Raw genomic sequence first — 16,876 nt, 5'->3', positions numbered from 1 at the left:
CTTCAATGCTTATAGGAAACAAATAGAACATGAGAGATCGGAATCTGGATATATACAGAGGGGGAATTAGAATTTATATTACTTGTTTTTCTCATTTGGTGTGGTGGGAAGGTGCAAAGGTGGGTATTTTCGATAGAGGATGGGTCTCTGCTGCCTTGTTTTCAATGGCAATTATATTTTATATAGCGGGTGCTTCTTTTTCATTAACATCCGAGAAACCTTATTGGGTCTATATCCGGACGAGGGTGAAAAAGATTGTAATTCCTTATTGGAAGTATGCACTATTCTGTTTCCCGGCTGTCTGTTTTTTTTACAGGAATCATGGTGGTATCATGCCGTTAAAAGATTTTTTATCGTATGTTCTATTTACCCCTCCAGTGGAACATCGCATATTTGACCATCTTTGGTTTTTATCTCCTTATTTATTGATCAGTCTTTTCCTTCCGATGCTATTCAATGGGATTCGTCGGTATAAGATTCCGTTTATCTTTTATGCAGTCTGTGTGGTTTTGCTATTGTCGTTCAATCAATATTATTCGGAATTGATTCAGACGGCAATAGTATATATGCTTTTTACTGTTTGGGGATTGTATTATAAACAAAATTTAGGTTGGCAGAATATCGTGTGTGTGATCGCTGCCGCGGGATATTTGGTTTACATGTTTGGAGTAGAAAAGATTCCGTTTGATATACAAGCAAATAAATTCCCTCCGAATTTGTTGTTTGTTTCATACTGTATGGTCATTTTGGGTCTTGGAGGCTCTTATATGAAGAAAGGGATTGTTTCTTTATATGATAAATCCGCAATTGTCCGTCGATATATAGATATCTACTCGAAAGAGGGGTATGATATCTACTTTGTCCATGCCTTTTCGACATTGTTGTTAGGAGAATTTAAGCGGGTTTTGGGGTTAAATCAAATTATTGCCGATCATCTTATTTTACAATTGGTTTATGTTGTAGTCGGCTTCTTATTATTGCTCAATGTCAATGTATACGTTTTAAGATTGTACAATTATGTATGGTCCCTGATCAATAGAGCTGTTAAAGTCGTATTTCCTGCCAGTCAATTATAAATCCTTTACCAGCCGGAACCCATTGTTGAAATGCTTGCTGTTCGGGAAGATGTAATAGCGGCAGGTCGGGCGGCAGATTGCGCGTTCGTTGAACCAGGTTCCGCCACGGACGGCGACATATTCTTTGCCGTCTTTTATCTGGGTGTCGCTGCACCATTCCCATACGTTACCGCTCATATCGTGTAAACCTAATTCGTTGGGTTTTAACGTCCCTACCCGGTGCGGCTTGCCGCCGGAGTTTCCGGCATACCAACCTAAGCTGTCCAGTTCCATGCCGCCGCTATAAAGATGGTCGCGGTTCCCGTAGTTGCCGCCTCGTGCGGCGAATTCCCATTCTTCTTCGGTCGGCAGTCGTCCTCCGGCCCATTTGCAATATTCCTGTGCGCCGTACCAGGTGACATAGATTGCCGGATGAGCCTCGTAACCCGGCATTGGCTTTCCGTTTTGGATGCCCCAGTTGCAGGGGTAATACAAAGGCGGGCCGTCTTTTATCTTTTCTGGACTAAGTGTCGAGAGAAAGGCGGCAAACTGGTAGTTCGTTATCTCGTACCGGCTGATTAGGAAACTGTCTACTTTTACTTTGTGAGGCGGATTGTTGTCTTCTTTATAAGTGGACCCCATTTCGAAACTTCCGCCATTGACGGTTATCATTTCCGGTTCTTCGTTCTGCTTCAGCCATTTCCTGAATTGCAGGTCTTCCATTTTCTTCACAGCAGCCTCGTATTCGTTTGTTCGGATGTCGCTTGCCATGAATTTATGAAGGTAATGGATCGCAATGTCGTAAGCTTCCACATTTTTGAATGGGAGCAGGCGTTCGGACATGGATGCCAGTGCTATGTAGCCGTCCGTTCGTGTAGAGTCGAGCTGCACCGCTTGCGCATAGAGTTTATAGGCTTCTTCCGCATAGCTGTGCATTTCCTTTTCTTTGCGGCTTGTCTGGCGCAGCAGGTCGTCCGCCTCCCGGATGTAGCTGTCGGCATACGGGTTGATCTGGTTGCTGATCAAACGGGTGAATTTGGTTTTCTTCATCTCGACCGGGATGAGGCGGTAAAGGGCTTTCAGGGAATCAGGCGAAAGATTTTTCATGACACGGGTCAGCAGGAACTGCCCGGCATACTGATCCATGTGGTTCTGGATAAATTTGGAACGGATGGAGTCGCGTATGGCTGTGATTCTATCTCTTTCCACCTCTACGTCTAATTTGTAAGTGCCCGGAACGATATGACTGTTATACACTATGCCATCCGTTTTCCGGTTATGCAAGCGATTGGCTATGTGGTTCAGGCTGTCGATCTGTTGTGTAAACGACTGCGTCCGGTTCAGATAAGCGGCATATTGCATTTGTGTTTGAGCCCCTTCGAAATGCAAGCCGTTCGGAAAATCATGGATGCTTCCTTCGACAACGATCTTCCCCGTGTCTACCAGCAGGTCGCAGTAATAGAATTCATCTTTGATGGTCGTGCAAAGCCAGAGATGCTGGGGCGTGTCGAACAGCTCCCCTTTCATCTGTAATTTGCCGTCTTCGAGTCGCATCGCATTTATAATCCGCTGCGTGCTGAATTGTTTCAGGAAGAATACGGTTCCGTCTTTCACATCCCGTATGCGGGCCTGTATGAGATAGGAATTATCTGCATGCAACAACAGGCCGATCCCTGAAAACAATAGAGCAAGCAACGTTTTATACATAGTAACAGTTCTTATTTATCCAATTCCTTCATGAGCATTTCCTTCATCTTATCCGCTCCCATGAATCCGACTTGGAAATGGGTCGGCGTGCCGTCTTTGGCGATGATCATGTAAGAAGGAACACCCTGCACGCCGAATTTATTGCAGATATACGTCCATTGTGCATCCGTCATCCGGTAATGTTCGCCCTTGATATCCGGTATCATCTGTTCCCAAGTGCCTTTCGGGGAGTTCTCGCCTGCCAGGTAGAGGAAGACGATATCCTTTCCGGCGAAATCTTTCTTGACTGGTTCGGACGCTCTCATCGCGGCTTTACACGGGCCGCACCAGGTCGCCCAGAAATCGACAAACACGACTTTGCCCCGGTAAGGCGTGGTGATGGCGTTGAACAGTTCCTCGGCCGGGATGTCGGCGATGTTCACGCGGTTGACGGTGTAGCCGGATTTCTTTTTGTTTTCTTCGATTGTCTGCTTGACTTTGTTGTTCATCTGCGTGAGTGCTTCCTGGATGACCGGAGATATTTTCCCGGCCTGCGCGATCTCCTCGTCGCTTAGCGGGCGGAATTCTTTTATCGGTTGGGACAGGCGTTGTGCGGCAAGGAGGTCGAAAAGAATCCCGTTGTCTGTCCCCATAATCTTGATGAGATCGGCGGTGTTATCGGGGGCTTTCTCTCCGGCGGCCCTGTCTTCTCCGGTGAAGTTCGTATATTGCAGGTAGGAGATCAGATAAGTGAAAGAGCCGTCATATAGCAGGTACGGATCGTTGCTTATCAACTCCGGGATAAAATCGTAATATTCTATAGTCGGTATCACCTTTTTGTCTTTGGGTATCACTGAGTCGCGCGGGAACTGGTTGACAGTACGATAAGCGTACTCCATCATTCCGCTGATGCCAAGCAATTGTTCCGCCAAGTCTTTTTTCAGGCTGTTATGCAGGAGCGTGCGGTAAGCGTCGCTTAATTCCGTATGGCTGTCCAGTACGGTTTTTTCCTTCTGGTAACGATCCATCCAGTAAGCCTTGAACTGATTTGCATTCATCGTGCTGATATCGGAAAACATCTGCATATAGTCTTCCTGGGATTTGGGGGAGACGGATACAAAACGAAGGGAAGAATTGCTGGATTCGTTGTTAAGCGCCGCCAAAGCCCCGGTGAAATAATATTTCTCGCCTAATGACGGTTTGTCTTTCTGCTTTTTGGACTGTGAACGGCAAATCTCCGGCATGTTGATTTCTACGGAAGTCGTTTCTCCTGGTTTCAGATATATCAGGCCGTTCATAAAGTTGCTGGAGATATTCAGGCTTGTAGAATAATACAGAGGGACTTCTAACGTGAAGTTCCCATCCGGTTGTACCGTAATATTATATTCTTCCGTGCCCCCGTTCAACAAATTGAAATTCCAAGCGCGTCCCTTCAGGTTCATGTCCGGTTTATAGTCGGTGATATGTCCTTTCAGTACAGCCGTGCCGTTTTTGAATTCCGGCTTTTCCAGTACCGGGGTTTCAACAGGGTTCTTTTTCCCTGCCAGGGAAGAGTAGGCTGGTGAACCGTCCAGCCGGATGTTCCATATCTTGTAGGCGCCTTCTACGTCTCCTTCGGAAAAGTCAACGGCTTTCGTCCCTTTCGGCAACGGCGGGAATATCAGGCGGAAAGAGGCCTCTCCCGATTCCGGCATCCAGAACTTTTCGCTCAGGTTGATGCCGTCGCCTGCCTTGATCGGATAGGTTTTGCCGTCGGCCTGCAAGGTGGTTTCTTTCGCGACCTGAATCCAGTATTTCGGGCGGTAGTAAGCGTCGATATAAAAGACTGTTGCGGTATCGCTCAGTACGATTTTATCTATTTCCAGTGTCGTCGAGTTCCAAGCGTCGAAAGCCGGTTGTTCGACTACGCGTTCCTGTGCCTGCAATCCAGTGAAGCAAAGAAGGAACATAAGTAAGTAAAGTCCGTGTTTCATATTCATTTGAATTAGGTTATTTGTCTTTTATAAATGTACGGATATCTTCCGACAAGAATTTATACCCTTGTCCGGCTTTCAGGACGGTGCTTTCCGGTGAAATATAGATAAACGAAGGAAGCGCATGTACCCCGTAATGAGCCGCTATGCCACTCATGCCCAGCCCGTCGGACAGTTGCAGCCAGTTGTCTGCCGATTCTTTGACTTCTGTCTCTTTCCAAACCGCTTCTGGATCTACAGACAGGCTGATAACGACAACTTTCTCTTTATATTTTTCCGCAATTTCCTTTAGTAAAGGAAACGCATCGAGGCAAGGGCCACAGTATCGGCTCCAGAAATCAAGGATGATGTATTTCCCTTTATAGTCGGAAAGATGGTGGATGTTCCCTTCGATGTCTTTCAGTTCGGCATCCGCGATCTTGTCTCCTTCCTGAACTGTCGAGGAGATAGACAACAAGGAAGTTATCTCTTCCCCCAACCGGGATTGTCTTTGTTCGTCCGTCAGCTTGCTGTAGACAGAGACGACCAGTGCCTTGTCTTTCAACTTTCCCGCCTGGCAACTTTTGGCAGCATCCCTCAGTTCTTCCAGGCCGGCATCGGTAATCGGGTGTTCCAGCATGAGCAACAACTCTTTTTGCAGGATAACCTGGTCATGTATGCTGTTCACCGTCTGCCTGATCGAAGCAAATTCCTGTTTGGCGACCGAATCTTTCGCTCTGATCTTGGGGAGCAGTTTCATACACTCTGCCGTTAAGTCGTGGATGCGTATGTTTTCCTCCCGTGTAGCCTCCCGGAAGCGGTTCAGTTCGACTTGTTCGGGGATCGGAATGTCGCTTTCCGCCAGCCAGTTCTGCACATAAGGGGCTTCTCCGGTGATTTTGATGTTCGCTCCGGGTTTCACCCATACGGTGTAGCCGGTGTTGTTGAGGGATATGTACATCTTGGTTGTCTTGTCGGTTTCCCTGGTGAATTTGAACTTGCCGTTCACCATTATCTCCTGATCTTCCGGTCGTACATCCATCCCGTTCCCTTTCATCTCCGCGCAAAAAAATCTGACGGTATCCGGCATATTCCGTATGTCTCCTTCGATCGTAACGGTCTTTTGCCCGTAAGCGGAAGAAGCGCAGACAAAGATTCCAAACAGCCATGCAAGTGTCTTCATATGCAATTCGATTTATGATTAGTGCCGGCAATATACAAGTTTATTTGATTTGGAATCATACGGAATACGACAATTTCGTAAGCCATAACATATCTTAATACGTTATGGCTTCTTCTTTCCCTTTTATAACATTTCAGGCTTAAATCACGGCCTCCGTTACCACCTGTCCGTCGAACAGGTTGATGATGCGGGATGCGAACCCGGCATCGTGCTGGCTGTGCGTCACCATGACGATCGTTGTCCCTTCCTTGTTCAGTTCGTTAAGCAGATTCATCACTTCCTGCCCGTTTTTGCTGTCCAGGTTACCGGTAGGTTCATCGGCAAGGATCAACTTCGGGTTGGCCACTACGGCGCGGGCAATGGCGACACGCTGTTGCTGGCCGCCGGACAACTGCTGCGGGAAATGCTTTTCGCGGTGCACGATAGCCATCCGTTCCATCGCTTCCTGCACTTTCTTTTTCCGTTCGGCAGCCGAAACACCCATATAAAGCAAAGGTAGTTCAATATTCTCGTACACGTTCAACTCGTCGATCAGATTGAAACTCTGGAAGACGAAACCGATAATCCCCTTGCGCAGCTTCGTCCGCTGGGCTTCCGTATATTGGGAAACTTCGATCCCGTTCAGGTAATATTCTCCGGTAGTCGGGTTGTCCAGTAGTCCTAAGATGTTCAGCAATGTAGATTTACCGCATCCGGAAGGTCCCATAATGGCAACGAACTCTCCTTCTTTGACTTCTATGCTTACTTTGTTCAGCGCCAACGTCTCCACCTCTTCCGTCCGGAAGATCTTTTCTAATGCAACTGTTTTAATCATGGTTTTCAACTGTTTTGTTTATGAGTAGTGACGCAAAAGTCGTGCCATAGTCATAAGTTTCTTATATGTAGTGGATTATCGCTTGATCGGAATCCTGCAACTGTGCTTGTCCGCACGGATGGAGTTCGGAAACGCACGATTATTCTCCCGGCCCTCATAAGAAAATCTTTTTGTTCTTTATAGGAAAAGATCGTTAGATGCCGTATAATTCTTTAATCACAACCGGCGATTTTATAATCAGCGGCGGTGATTTTATAATCGTCGGCGCTGATTATGTAATCGCCGCCGCTGATTATAGAATAGTAAGGCACTTGGCGAAGATTTATTACTTATGCGATACGTTTTCTTGTGCGATAGGAAACAATAGAGATACCAATGTGGGGGTTTTTTTCGTATGTTTGTCCCCGATATAAAGAATCAGACGTATGGAAATGACAAATAACGCTCCTCTATATTGGTATGTTTTCTACAATGACCAACTTTTGCTGCAAAAGAAAGCCGGTGGTGGCTATACAATTCCTTTTATGGATAAATCGCCTGTAGAGACGTATGGCCGTGCGTCTCTACCCCAGATGGTCGAAATGCAGGACGGGACGGTGGCGATGGCTGTTTCGACCGACGAGCCGCTGGAAGAGACGGACGTTTACCTGCCGATGGGACTTCGGGCCTCTTACGATCATATCGACCGCTACTTCTATGACCAGGCGGGGAAGGCCTACGAGATACTCTATTGGGACCGGCACAGCCGCTTCTGTCCGGCTTGCGGGACGCCGACGGAACAGAAGGGGCCGATCGTGAAGAAGTGTCCCGCTTGCGGATATGAGATCTATCCGGCAGTGTCGCCCGCCATTCTTGTCTTGATCCGGAAAGGCGAGGAAATCCTGTTGGTGCATGCACGTAACTTCCGGGGGACGTTTCATGGGCTTGTGGCCGGTTTCCTGGAAACGGGCGAGACGTTGGAGCAGTGCGTGGAACGTGAAGTGCGGGAGGAAACCGGATTGACGATCCGCGACATCACTTACTTCGGCAATCAGCCCTGGCCTTATCCGAGCAACCTGATGATCGGTTTTATTGCCGATTATGTCAGCGGGGAGATCAAATTGCAGGATGAGGAGTTGAGCTCCGGTTCGTTCTTCTCGAAAGACAACCTGCCGGAGATACCGCGCAAACTGAGCCTGGCGCGGAGGATGATTGACTGGTGGTTGGGGGATTGGGAATTAAGAGTTAAGAATTAAGAATTAAGAAATTGGGATTAAATCATAAATCATAAATCACTGTTTATTATGAAACGAACGACTTTGTTTATCTCTTGCCTGTGCCTGTTGGCGATGGCGTTCGGTGCAGAAAGCGCCGCCTCGCAGGTGACGCGTGCCGATTACGAGCGCGCCGACACGATCCTGAAATGTTCCAACCGGGTTTATTCTCCCGCTGTCCATCCCGAATGGATAGACAGCTCCCACTATTTCTGGTATAAGAACCATGAGAAGGAGGGAGATTTCTACTATCTTGTCAATGCGGAGAGCGGAAAGAAGCAACGTGCCGCAGATAAGAAAGGTTTGGCGGCATTCTTCTCTAAAAAGCAAAAGGGGCTGGCCGAATCCTTGTTGAAGGAAGAGGAAAAGAAGCCGGATCGCTGGCGCCGCCGCGGAGAAGCTCCGGCTCCTGTCGTCTCGCCTGATAAGAAATGGGAAGCGTATGTGAAAGATAACAACCTCTATATCTCTCCTGTCCGAGATGAGAAAGAGAAGGATAAGCCGAAAGAAGAGATTGCCCTGACGATGGACGGCACGACCAACCTGCGCTATGACGCCTGGTCGATCATCTGGTCGCCCGACTCCCGCAAGCTGGCGACGGTGAAGGTGCGCGACGTGCAGGAACGCCGTATTCCGCTGATCGAATCCAGTCCGTCCAGCCAGAAACAACCGATCCTGCAATGGCGCGATTACGCGAAGCCGGGCGACGTGTTGCCGGTTTACCTGCCTGTCCTTTTTGACGTGGAGGCACGCAAGCAGGTGGCACTGAATGTCGCTCCTTATGAAAACCAGTTCTATCTGAACCTGACCGGTTGGCGTGAAGACAGCCGCGCTTTTACGTTCGAGTTCAACCAGCGCGGCCATCAGCGTTATGTCATTGGTGAAGTGAGTGCGGCCGACGGTTCTATCCGCCATCTGGTGGACGAGCAGACAAAGACTTTTATCTATTATTATAACAATTACCGATACGACCTCAACGACGGAAAAGAACTGCTCTGGATCTCCGAGCGGGACGGATGGCGTCATCTTTACCTGATAGACGGCACGAACGGGCAGGTGAAACGACAGGTGACGAAGGGCGAATGGGTGGTTCGCCAGGTCGATCACGTGGATGAGGCGAACCGGGTTGTCTACTTCACCGCTTCGGGTTTCAACAAAGGCGAAGATCCTTATAACCTGCATTACTGTCGGATTAACCTGGACGGAACGGGCTTTACCGATATGACTCCTGAGAACGGGAACCACCGTGTGACCTTCTCTGCCGACCGTTCTTATTTTACCGATGTCTATTCCCGTCCCGACCTGCCGCCTGTCAGCCAGTTGAAGCGGACTTCGGATGCGTCTGTGGTTGCCGGATTACAGAAGTGCGATGTGAGTGCGTTGCAGGCGGAAGGCTGGCAGATGCCGGAAGTGTTCTGTGCGAAAGGCCGGGACGGACAGACGGATATCTGGGGGAACATTTATCGCCCGATGCACTTCGATGCTTCCAAATCATATCCGGTCGTAGAGTTTATCTATGCCGGCCCGCACGATTCGCATGTGGATAAGGATTTCAAACCGGCCCATCATCTGGTCTCCAAACTGGTGGAACTCGGCTTCATCGTCGTTTCGATCGATGGGATGGGGACATCCAACCGCTCGAAGGCTTTCCATGATGTATGCTGGAAGAACCTGAAAGATGCCGGTTTCCCGGATCGTATCGCCTGGATGAAAGCAGCAGGTGCGAAGTACAAGCACATGGATCTGGATCGTGCCGGCATCTATGGCTGGTCGGCCGGAGGTCAGAATGCGATGGCGGCTCTGCTGTTCCATAACGATTTCTATAAGGTTGCGGTCGCCCTTTGCGGTTGCCATGACAACCGGATGGATAAAATCTGGTGGAACGAACAGTGGATGGGCTATCCGATCGACGCCTCTTATAGCGCCTCCTCCAATGTCGACAATGCTCACCGCCTGAAAGGCAAGTTGCTCCTGATCAACGGCGAACTGGACGACAACGTCGATCCGGCTTCCACCTTGCAGGTTGTCAGCGCCTTGATGAAAGCGAACAAGAACTTCGAACAGCTTTACCTGCCAGGCAAGACACACAGCCTCGGCGGCCCGTTCGAAATGCACAAAATGCACGATTTCTTCGTCAAGAACTTGCTGGGGCAGGAACCGCCGGAGTGGGAGTAAGGTGATATCTGAATAATAAAAAGGCCCTGTATCCAAGAGATTTCGAACCTCGGATAAAGGGCCTTTCCTGTTTAGGGCAGTAATTCTTCCAATCTGATTTGTTGAAAGACCATATCGGCTTGACTGCTTTCATATAGAATACCGATTGTGTTTTCATCTACAGAGGTTATGCAGGAATAACCGCGCCCGTTATATTCATCCAATAGGATTTTCTTGTTTTCAGGCCAGGTCTTTCCATCGTCATAGCTAACCTTCAGTGTGATATGATTACGCTCCGAATAGGATTCCGGGTTAACGAAAAGCAGGATTGATTTATTATGCCCGTCTTTGTGATAAGTGTGTTTGTGTATGCTCCCCATACAAGTCGGTTCGATTAATGCTTTTCGTGAGGTGGGATGTTCTGTCCAAGTCTTCCCTAAGTCGGAGGTGATGCAGATACGCCGTCCGTTCTCCTCTTTGTTTCCCCGGTTACGGTTGTCACGCATGTTTAGCATGATGTTTCCGTCAGATAGTTGTACGGCCATACATTCTGTTACATTTGTAAAAGCCGGATTGCTGGCGGTCCATGTTTTACCACCGTCCTTGCTCCAGGTTATATTGGAGAATGAATGTCCGTCTTTATCTCGTCCTTGTGTCGGAAAGACGAGAGTTCCGTCTTGTAGTGTAATCCCGTGTCCCGGTGCAGGGGCATATAGCCACCATTCCTTTCGTTTGGTTTGTTTCGTTATGTTTACAGGGGTATTCCAGGTCTGACCGTCATCGGTACTTTTTGCAATTAGGAACTGACAGGTTTCTTTTACTCCAAACCCCGGCTGAGAACCTTTTTCACGCCATTGGTGTATCCAGCGGGTACTGTCTTTTGTCATTCCAGGGACCCATTTCCCTGTTTTTCCATCTAATACTCCATGCATCCAGAGGCCGGCAACATAAATATCTCCTGTGTTTTCATCTACCAGGATATTGGCATCGCTAACTCCATTGTATTTTTCAGGTAATCCACCCCAGTCTTTCATGTCCAGGACTACTTGCATAGGTTGCCAGGTTTGTCCTCCGTCTGTGCTGCGATTCAGACAGATATCCATGTGCCCTTGTAAATCGCGTGGACTTTCGTAGCGGGCATCATAAATTGCTAACAATGTCCCTCTTGTAGATGTTGCTAACCCAGGGATACGAGACGTGTGAACGCCGTCTTGCTTGTGCTGGCGTACGGCTACTCCTGCACGAAGTTCAGGTGAAGCTGTTACGGGCACTTTTATCTCTCCTTCATTTGTCTCTATCTTAGTACAGCTTGCTTTAAAGCGATGGCTGAGATCTACTTTGTCTTTTAACTTAAAAGATACCCAAAAAGGGAAGGTGTCCGTATCAATTGAAATATCTGTATTGAAAACAACTTTTTCAGATGCGGATACTGCGTGGAGAACCGGCTTGTTGGTATCGATCATTCCTTTGGAATCGGTATGATAAAGACCGACACTTTCAATATCGTCGATATCTGTTGTGCCATGAAGATCCACTTCTAATTTTTGTAATGAATAATTATCGCCAGTTTGATGTCTTATCAGTTCAATTTTGAAGACAGGGTTGGCTTCCTTCATGGTAAGAACGGGGAGTACCGGATGTTCTGCTGTCATGGATATGTTATCCGTATAGTCCGTACAGGATAATGACAGGCCTGAAAGGATTGTAAATAATAATGCTCTGTTCATGGAATCTTATTTATTATGAGTGTTTTTATAATCATCAATCATTTGCTGTAGTTCATTTTCAATGTCAACATATTCTCTTTTTCCGCTTAGATTTTCTTTTTCTACTTTATTACCGTTCATGCAATAAAGTTCCCGGTCTGTAATATGGTTTGTCGCATTGTCATACCACAGCGTGTAACGCCAGTTTTTAGTCCGGACAGTATATCCCATGTGTGTCTGGTTCTTATAAGAATTTACCGCTTTATAGGGCCTTGGGAATTGGCTGAAAGCACGATTTTTCCAGTTTGCTTTGTTTTCTATCAGAAAACGAAGAGACTGCCCGGATAATGTATGTGCAGGCTTTAGTCCGCAGAGATCGGTCAATGTAGGATAGATGTCAATCAACTCTACAATGTCGTTTATTCGTTTCGAACGATTTTTATATTCTGGACTGTATATAAGTAGAGGAACTTTGCAATCTAATTCAAAATTTGTGGATTTTCCCCATAGGTGCTGTTCTCCGAGATGGAAGCCGTTGTCACCCCAAATGACAATGATTGTATTTTTCTCCAATCCCAGTTCTTTGAGCTTGCCCAATAATTTCCCGACTTGTGAGTCGATAAAACTGACACATGCATAATAAGCTTTACAAAGTTCTTCCTGCTTTTCTATTGAAAGGTTTCCATGTTTGGGTATGTCGGTATATCCTCTCAACTCTTCCCAATTGTGGAAGGAAATAACAGGAGCATGTATTGGTTGTTTATCTTCTGCCACTTTTCGGATGAAGGATTTATTCCGGTATATATCCCAGTATTTTTTCGGCATACTAAATGGCAGGTGAGGTTTGATATACCCGACTGCCAAAAAGAAAGGCTGCTTGGATTTGGATAATTTATCCAATCTCTTTAGAGCTTCTGCGGTAACTTTGCCATCCAGAAAGGAAGTGTCCGGTTGATCGGCAATTTCAATTGCTGTTGCTTTATTCCCTTGTCTGTTTTGCATCAACGTATATTCTTCTTTCTTAATAGATAAATTGTAGATGGGAGTTCGGGTCCAGGAAACCGTATCTTGTGTCCGGGCACTGCCATGATAGATTTTACCTATACCGATAGTTTCATATCCGTTATTCTTGAAAAGTTGTGGCAGAGTGGTAATATACGGACATTTTTCTCTGAAATGGGTGTTTAGATCGGTAACTCCTATTTCATCCGGGCGTAATCCTGTCAGTAGGGATGCCCGTGAAGGACCACTGACAGATTGCTGGCAGTATGTGTTTTCAAAGAGGAAACTTTTAGCCGCAAATGTATCGATATTGGGAGTTACGGCGTATGGATCACCGTAACATCCCAATGTCGGACGCAAGTCGTCTATGGCTATGAAAAGCACGTTTTTAACATCATTTTCTGCTTGTATGCAAAAAGGTAATAATGCCCCAATGGTTGCCAAAGTAGTCTTTTGTTTCATGTGTCTTTTCTTGGTTAATCAATAATTTGCGTACGTGGAAGCATACCATTTGTTTTATTTTTTTAGTTGTTCGAATGGTATTATTGTAAAGCCGATTTTTTCATACGGATTGTTTATACCATATTCATATAACAGTCCGATATTCCCGTTTCCCAGATTGGTCAGGTCTGAATAAGCACTTGGACCTGAATAGACTTGATAGGCATAGGGCCAGGTTTCACCATTATTTTCACTCAGTTTGATTGTCATCTTTTCTCTTTTATCAGTGGAGGCGGGATTGGAGAATAAAATGTTGCTGCTGATTTTTCCCCTTTTCATATAATTTAGTGTGCTCCCTTGACAAATAGGCTCGATCAGTTCAGGAAGATATGACATTTGGGAGACAGTTTCTCCACCATCTTTACTGATTGCATACGAACGGGTTTTACTTTCTTTCCGGTTGTAATTGCGCATGTTTAGCATTAAGTCTCCATTTTTTAATTCTACAACACTACTTTCATTTCCTCCATGTTCGTTGACGATTCCTCCGAGTTTCCAAGTCTCGCCTTTATCATCGGAATAGATCAGTTGGGAATGATATGTCTTTGTTCCTGCCACCATATGGTTGGCGGCAACCACTAACCGACCTTTATTTTTTTTACCTTGTAATTGGATTCCATGACAGGGACCTGTTGCGTACCAAGTCCAATCGGGGTGCTTGACGGATGATGTGATTTCTTTGGGAGCTGACCAGCTTTTGCCATCGTTATCGGAATAAAGAACATATACTCTCCGGCTGTCTTTACTTGTTTTATCGATGATTTGTTTTTCGTGATCCTCTCCTAAATTCCAACAACTGACCAAGATGATACGACCTGTTTCTTGGTCTACGATAGGAGACGGGTTGCCGCATACGTTATCACCATCGTCCCATACTGTAATGGTGCGGCTCCAAGTCTTACCTCCGTCTTCGGAACGTTTCACTACTAAATCAATATTACCGGTATCGGAACAACTGTTTTTTCGAGCTTCAGCAAAGGCAAGCAGGGTCCCCGCTTTGCTTTGGACGATAGCAGGAATACGGAAGCAGGCATATCCGTCCTGCCCTTTTTGGTAAATGTCTGTTGTTGTATTTGTTTGTGCTTGGACTAAAATTCCCAATTGCATCAAAACGAAAAAGCATGTTACTATTATATTCTTCATGATTTGTTAGTTGATTTGAGATTATTGATTGAAAAATTCTGGAATGATATGACAGCCTTCTTCTCTTACTTTAATAACGTATTCTTCCGGTATCGAACGATAAGGCCATCTCAAATAGCTGCCTATATCAGCCCATTTTCCTACTAATGCCATAAAACGATCACAGGCATGATTTGGAAAATGATCTTTTACGATAAAAGGAGTTATCAGTTTATCCATAAACAGATGAATACGCTTCTCCAATTCGAGTGCCATATCTTTATTTGCTGTTATTTGCTCATACCATTTTTGAGCAGCAAAAGGATTCAGGCACGCTATATTGGAATATGCTCCATGAGCTCCGGAGAGTATTCCGCTTGCCAGATTATGGCCTGGAATAAAAACAGATAACCCTTGCACCTTTTCTCTGATTTGTTTATACCATTCAGGATTCCGGTTCCCGTCAAAAACTTTGACGCCGATCAAAGATGGTATATGTTGTTTTAGGTACATCCAATCATGAGGAGAAAGTATCTTTTTTGCATGAGGAGGATTGTAAAGGACGATAGGAATTCCGTCAGCAGTTTCTTCCATCCTTTGCAAAAAAATAACAGCCTCTTCCAATGTGACCGGAAACCAATCTGGTAAGATTACTTGAACTGCACCGGGATTTAGAGATTTGACCGCTTGTAATCGATTTAGAGATATTTGCGGGCTCATGTGACTGACACCGATTTGAAACGGAATACTGGCAGCAGAACATTTCTCTGCCAGTAATTCGCTTGTTTTTATAAACTCTTCTTCGTTTTGAGTATAAAACTCGCCTGCTGTCCCATTCGAATAGATTCCGCAGGGAGATGATGCTATTAAAATATCTATTTCATCTCCCATGCGTTTATAATCTATTTCTCCGTTTTTATTTGTTGCCAGCAAAAGAGTTGCCCAGTTGCCGACAAGAGTTGTATGTGTTAACGGATGCATAAATATCAATTATTCATCATATCCCGGAGTCTGTATGATATTCGGGTTCTTATTAATTGAAGCCTGAGCTACGGGCCATAATAAAATATTTAACTCGTTTTCACGTCCAACCAGATAAGGAGCCTTTTTGAAGACAACTCCTAAACGAATGAAATCCCACCATAATTTGCCTTCGGCAGCGAATTCTTTCATTCTTTCTGTTACAATGGCTTCATTCAAGTCATTGGCAGCCATGGAGGATGGATAGAAGTTCTTTTTACCGTATGCCCGTTCAGCTATATGGTTAAGTGAAGCAATCGCACCGGTCATATCATTTTTTGCTAATTTGATTTCTGCATCAAAAAGAATGGCATCAGCATAACGGTATACGATTATATCTGAATCAAAGATACGTGTTCCGTTTGTCCATGTACCGGCAAATTTATTGATCCATTGAAATGTTGCATTTTTCGGTTCATCGAAATAAGTTTCGAAACTTACAATTGTTCTTTGATCTTCTTTATTTTCTGAAAGTAAAGCTTTATAATCTTCTGTATAGAAGCACCATTGTTGATGGCTACCTACTTTTACCGGATTTTCTATTGCTTCGACAGAAACATATTGAGAAGGAACCAGATAATCTCCTGGATATCCACCTGTATATTCATCTTGAATGTAACTCCACGCAAATATAATCTCATTGCCTAATTCGTTGTAAAAAATATTGCTGAAATCTTCTTCAAGTGAGTAATTTGAGTTGTTCAAAACAGCTTGGACTGCAGTGTTTGCATTGTCGAGTGCAGTTTCTCCTGCATTTCGTACTTTATACATCCATAAAGAGTAGTCTGCTTTCAGCATATTAATGGCTCCCGGTGATGCCAGATTCCTGTCTGCTACAGATGTCGGCATCAAGGTTAAAGCATTGTTGATGTCTTCGCCTACCTGTTTGAAAACATCTTCGGCTGGTTGACGAGTCGGAAAAAGTCCTTCTTGCTGGTCCGATTCAAAGCCGTCCAGCAATATGGGAGCATCTCCCCAAATACGCCCGATCCAATAGTAGCAAAATGCTCTTACATAATATGCGTTTGCTAAAATCTTGTTTTTAGCATCTTCGCTATTGAACGCAATATCCGGTGTGTATTTTAAAATCAAATTAGCATTGTTGATTGTCGTATATAAATCAGCCCAATTTGCATAACCGTGGTTTGTTGGTATCTGATTTTGATATACCTGGTCACGTGCTGTTTGTCCGGCTAAACCGTCTGCCCAAAGACCGGTCCTGTATTCTCCCCAGTAAATGTAACCTGTACTGAATGTAGCTCTGAATTTATTGAACATACCGTACATGGCAGAAGTAGCATCTCCTTCATCTTGCCACATGGAATTGGCTGACACTTCACTTTTCTGGATGATATTCAGATCACCATGGCATGAAGCAAATAGAGTTCCAGCCAATAATATTGATAATATTGTTTTGATTTTCATGAT

Annotated in this window: 12 protein-coding genes; 3 read left to right on the top strand and 9 right to left on the bottom strand. The window is 45.5% G+C overall.

All coding sequences use genetic code 11. The features are described 5' to 3' along the window. The first annotated feature begins 29 nt into the window (after positions 1-29). Positions 30-1,076, top strand: coding sequence for an acyltransferase family protein (locus tag H8S65_RS12305; protein WP_186930252.1), 1,047 nt, complete (start codon positions 30-32; stop codon positions 1,074-1,076). Here H8S65_RS12305 and H8S65_RS12300 read toward each other — a convergent pair. The 4 genes from H8S65_RS12300 to H8S65_RS12285 all read right to left on the bottom strand — a co-directional run bounded on the left by H8S65_RS12300 (position 1,071) and on the right by H8S65_RS12285 (position 6,690). Further along, positions 1,071-2,762, bottom strand: coding sequence for a formylglycine-generating enzyme family protein (locus tag H8S65_RS12300; protein WP_186930251.1), 1,692 nt, complete (start codon positions 2,760-2,762; stop codon positions 1,071-1,073). The two genes, H8S65_RS12305 and H8S65_RS12300, sit on opposite strands and share 6 nt — an antisense overlap. An 11-nt stretch (positions 2,763-2,773) precedes the next feature. Further along, positions 2,774-4,714: a TlpA family protein disulfide reductase gene (locus H8S65_RS12295; protein WP_255489189.1), complete on the bottom strand. Its 1,941-nt coding sequence runs from the start codon at positions 4,712-4,714 to the stop codon at positions 2,774-2,776. 16 nt (positions 4,715-4,730) lie between these two features. Continuing rightward, positions 4,731-5,876 carry a TlpA disulfide reductase family protein gene (locus tag H8S65_RS12290; protein WP_186930249.1) on the bottom strand — a complete coding sequence of 382 codons (1,146 nt, stop codon included), beginning with the start codon at positions 5,874-5,876 and terminating at the stop codon, positions 4,731-4,733. Between the two features lie 139 nt (positions 5,877-6,015). Then, positions 6,016-6,690 carry an ABC transporter ATP-binding protein gene (locus tag H8S65_RS12285; protein ID WP_186930248.1) on the bottom strand — a complete coding sequence of 225 codons (675 nt, stop codon included), beginning with the start codon at positions 6,688-6,690 and terminating at the stop codon, positions 6,016-6,018. A gap of 425 nt (positions 6,691-7,115) precedes the next feature. On the opposite strand from H8S65_RS12285, the gene nudC reads away from it, so the two are divergent. Continuing rightward, a complete protein-coding gene (gene nudC, locus H8S65_RS12280) occupies positions 7,116-7,925 on the top strand; it encodes an NAD(+) diphosphatase (protein ID WP_186930247.1) in 810 nt (269 codons plus the stop codon). A 48-nt stretch (positions 7,926-7,973) separates the two neighbouring features. Next, on the top strand, positions 7,974-10,118 hold the full coding sequence (locus H8S65_RS12275; protein ID WP_186930246.1) for a S9 family peptidase: 2,145 nt from the start codon (positions 7,974-7,976) through the stop codon (positions 10,116-10,118). 71 nt (positions 10,119-10,189) lie between these two features. Here H8S65_RS12275 and H8S65_RS12270 read toward each other — a convergent pair whose 3' ends face one another. From H8S65_RS12270 to H8S65_RS12250, 5 genes are read right to left on the bottom strand one after another with little or no spacing between them, the layout of a single operon-like run. Next, positions 10,190-11,824, bottom strand: a complete 1,635-nt coding sequence (locus tag H8S65_RS12270; RefSeq protein WP_436277881.1) for an exo-alpha-sialidase — start codon at positions 11,822-11,824, stop codon at positions 10,190-10,192. A gap of 6 nt (positions 11,825-11,830) precedes the next feature. Beyond that, complete coding sequence (locus H8S65_RS12265; protein ID WP_186930245.1) at positions 11,831-13,267, bottom strand: sulfatase; 1,437 nt, start codon at positions 13,265-13,267, stop codon at positions 11,831-11,833. Between the two features lie 54 nt (positions 13,268-13,321). Then, complete coding sequence (locus H8S65_RS12260; RefSeq protein ID WP_186930244.1) at positions 13,322-14,449, bottom strand: sialidase family protein; 1,128 nt, start codon at positions 14,447-14,449, stop codon at positions 13,322-13,324. Between the two features lie 21 nt (positions 14,450-14,470). Next, positions 14,471-15,409, bottom strand: coding sequence for a dihydrodipicolinate synthase family protein (locus tag H8S65_RS12255; protein WP_186930243.1), 939 nt, complete (start codon positions 15,407-15,409; stop codon positions 14,471-14,473). Between the two features lie 9 nt (positions 15,410-15,418). Continuing rightward, a complete protein-coding gene (locus H8S65_RS12250) occupies positions 15,419-16,873 on the bottom strand; it encodes a RagB/SusD family nutrient uptake outer membrane protein (RefSeq protein WP_186930242.1) in 1,455 nt (484 codons plus the stop codon). Positions 16,874-16,876 lie beyond the last annotated feature (3 nt).

This window comes from Parabacteroides hominis (assembly GCF_014287585.1).
Lineage (GTDB): Bacteria > Bacteroidota > Bacteroidia > Bacteroidales > Tannerellaceae > Parabacteroides > Parabacteroides hominis.
The sequence above is the reverse complement of the archived record's forward strand: the minus strand, read 5'-3'. Positions and strand labels throughout refer to the sequence as shown.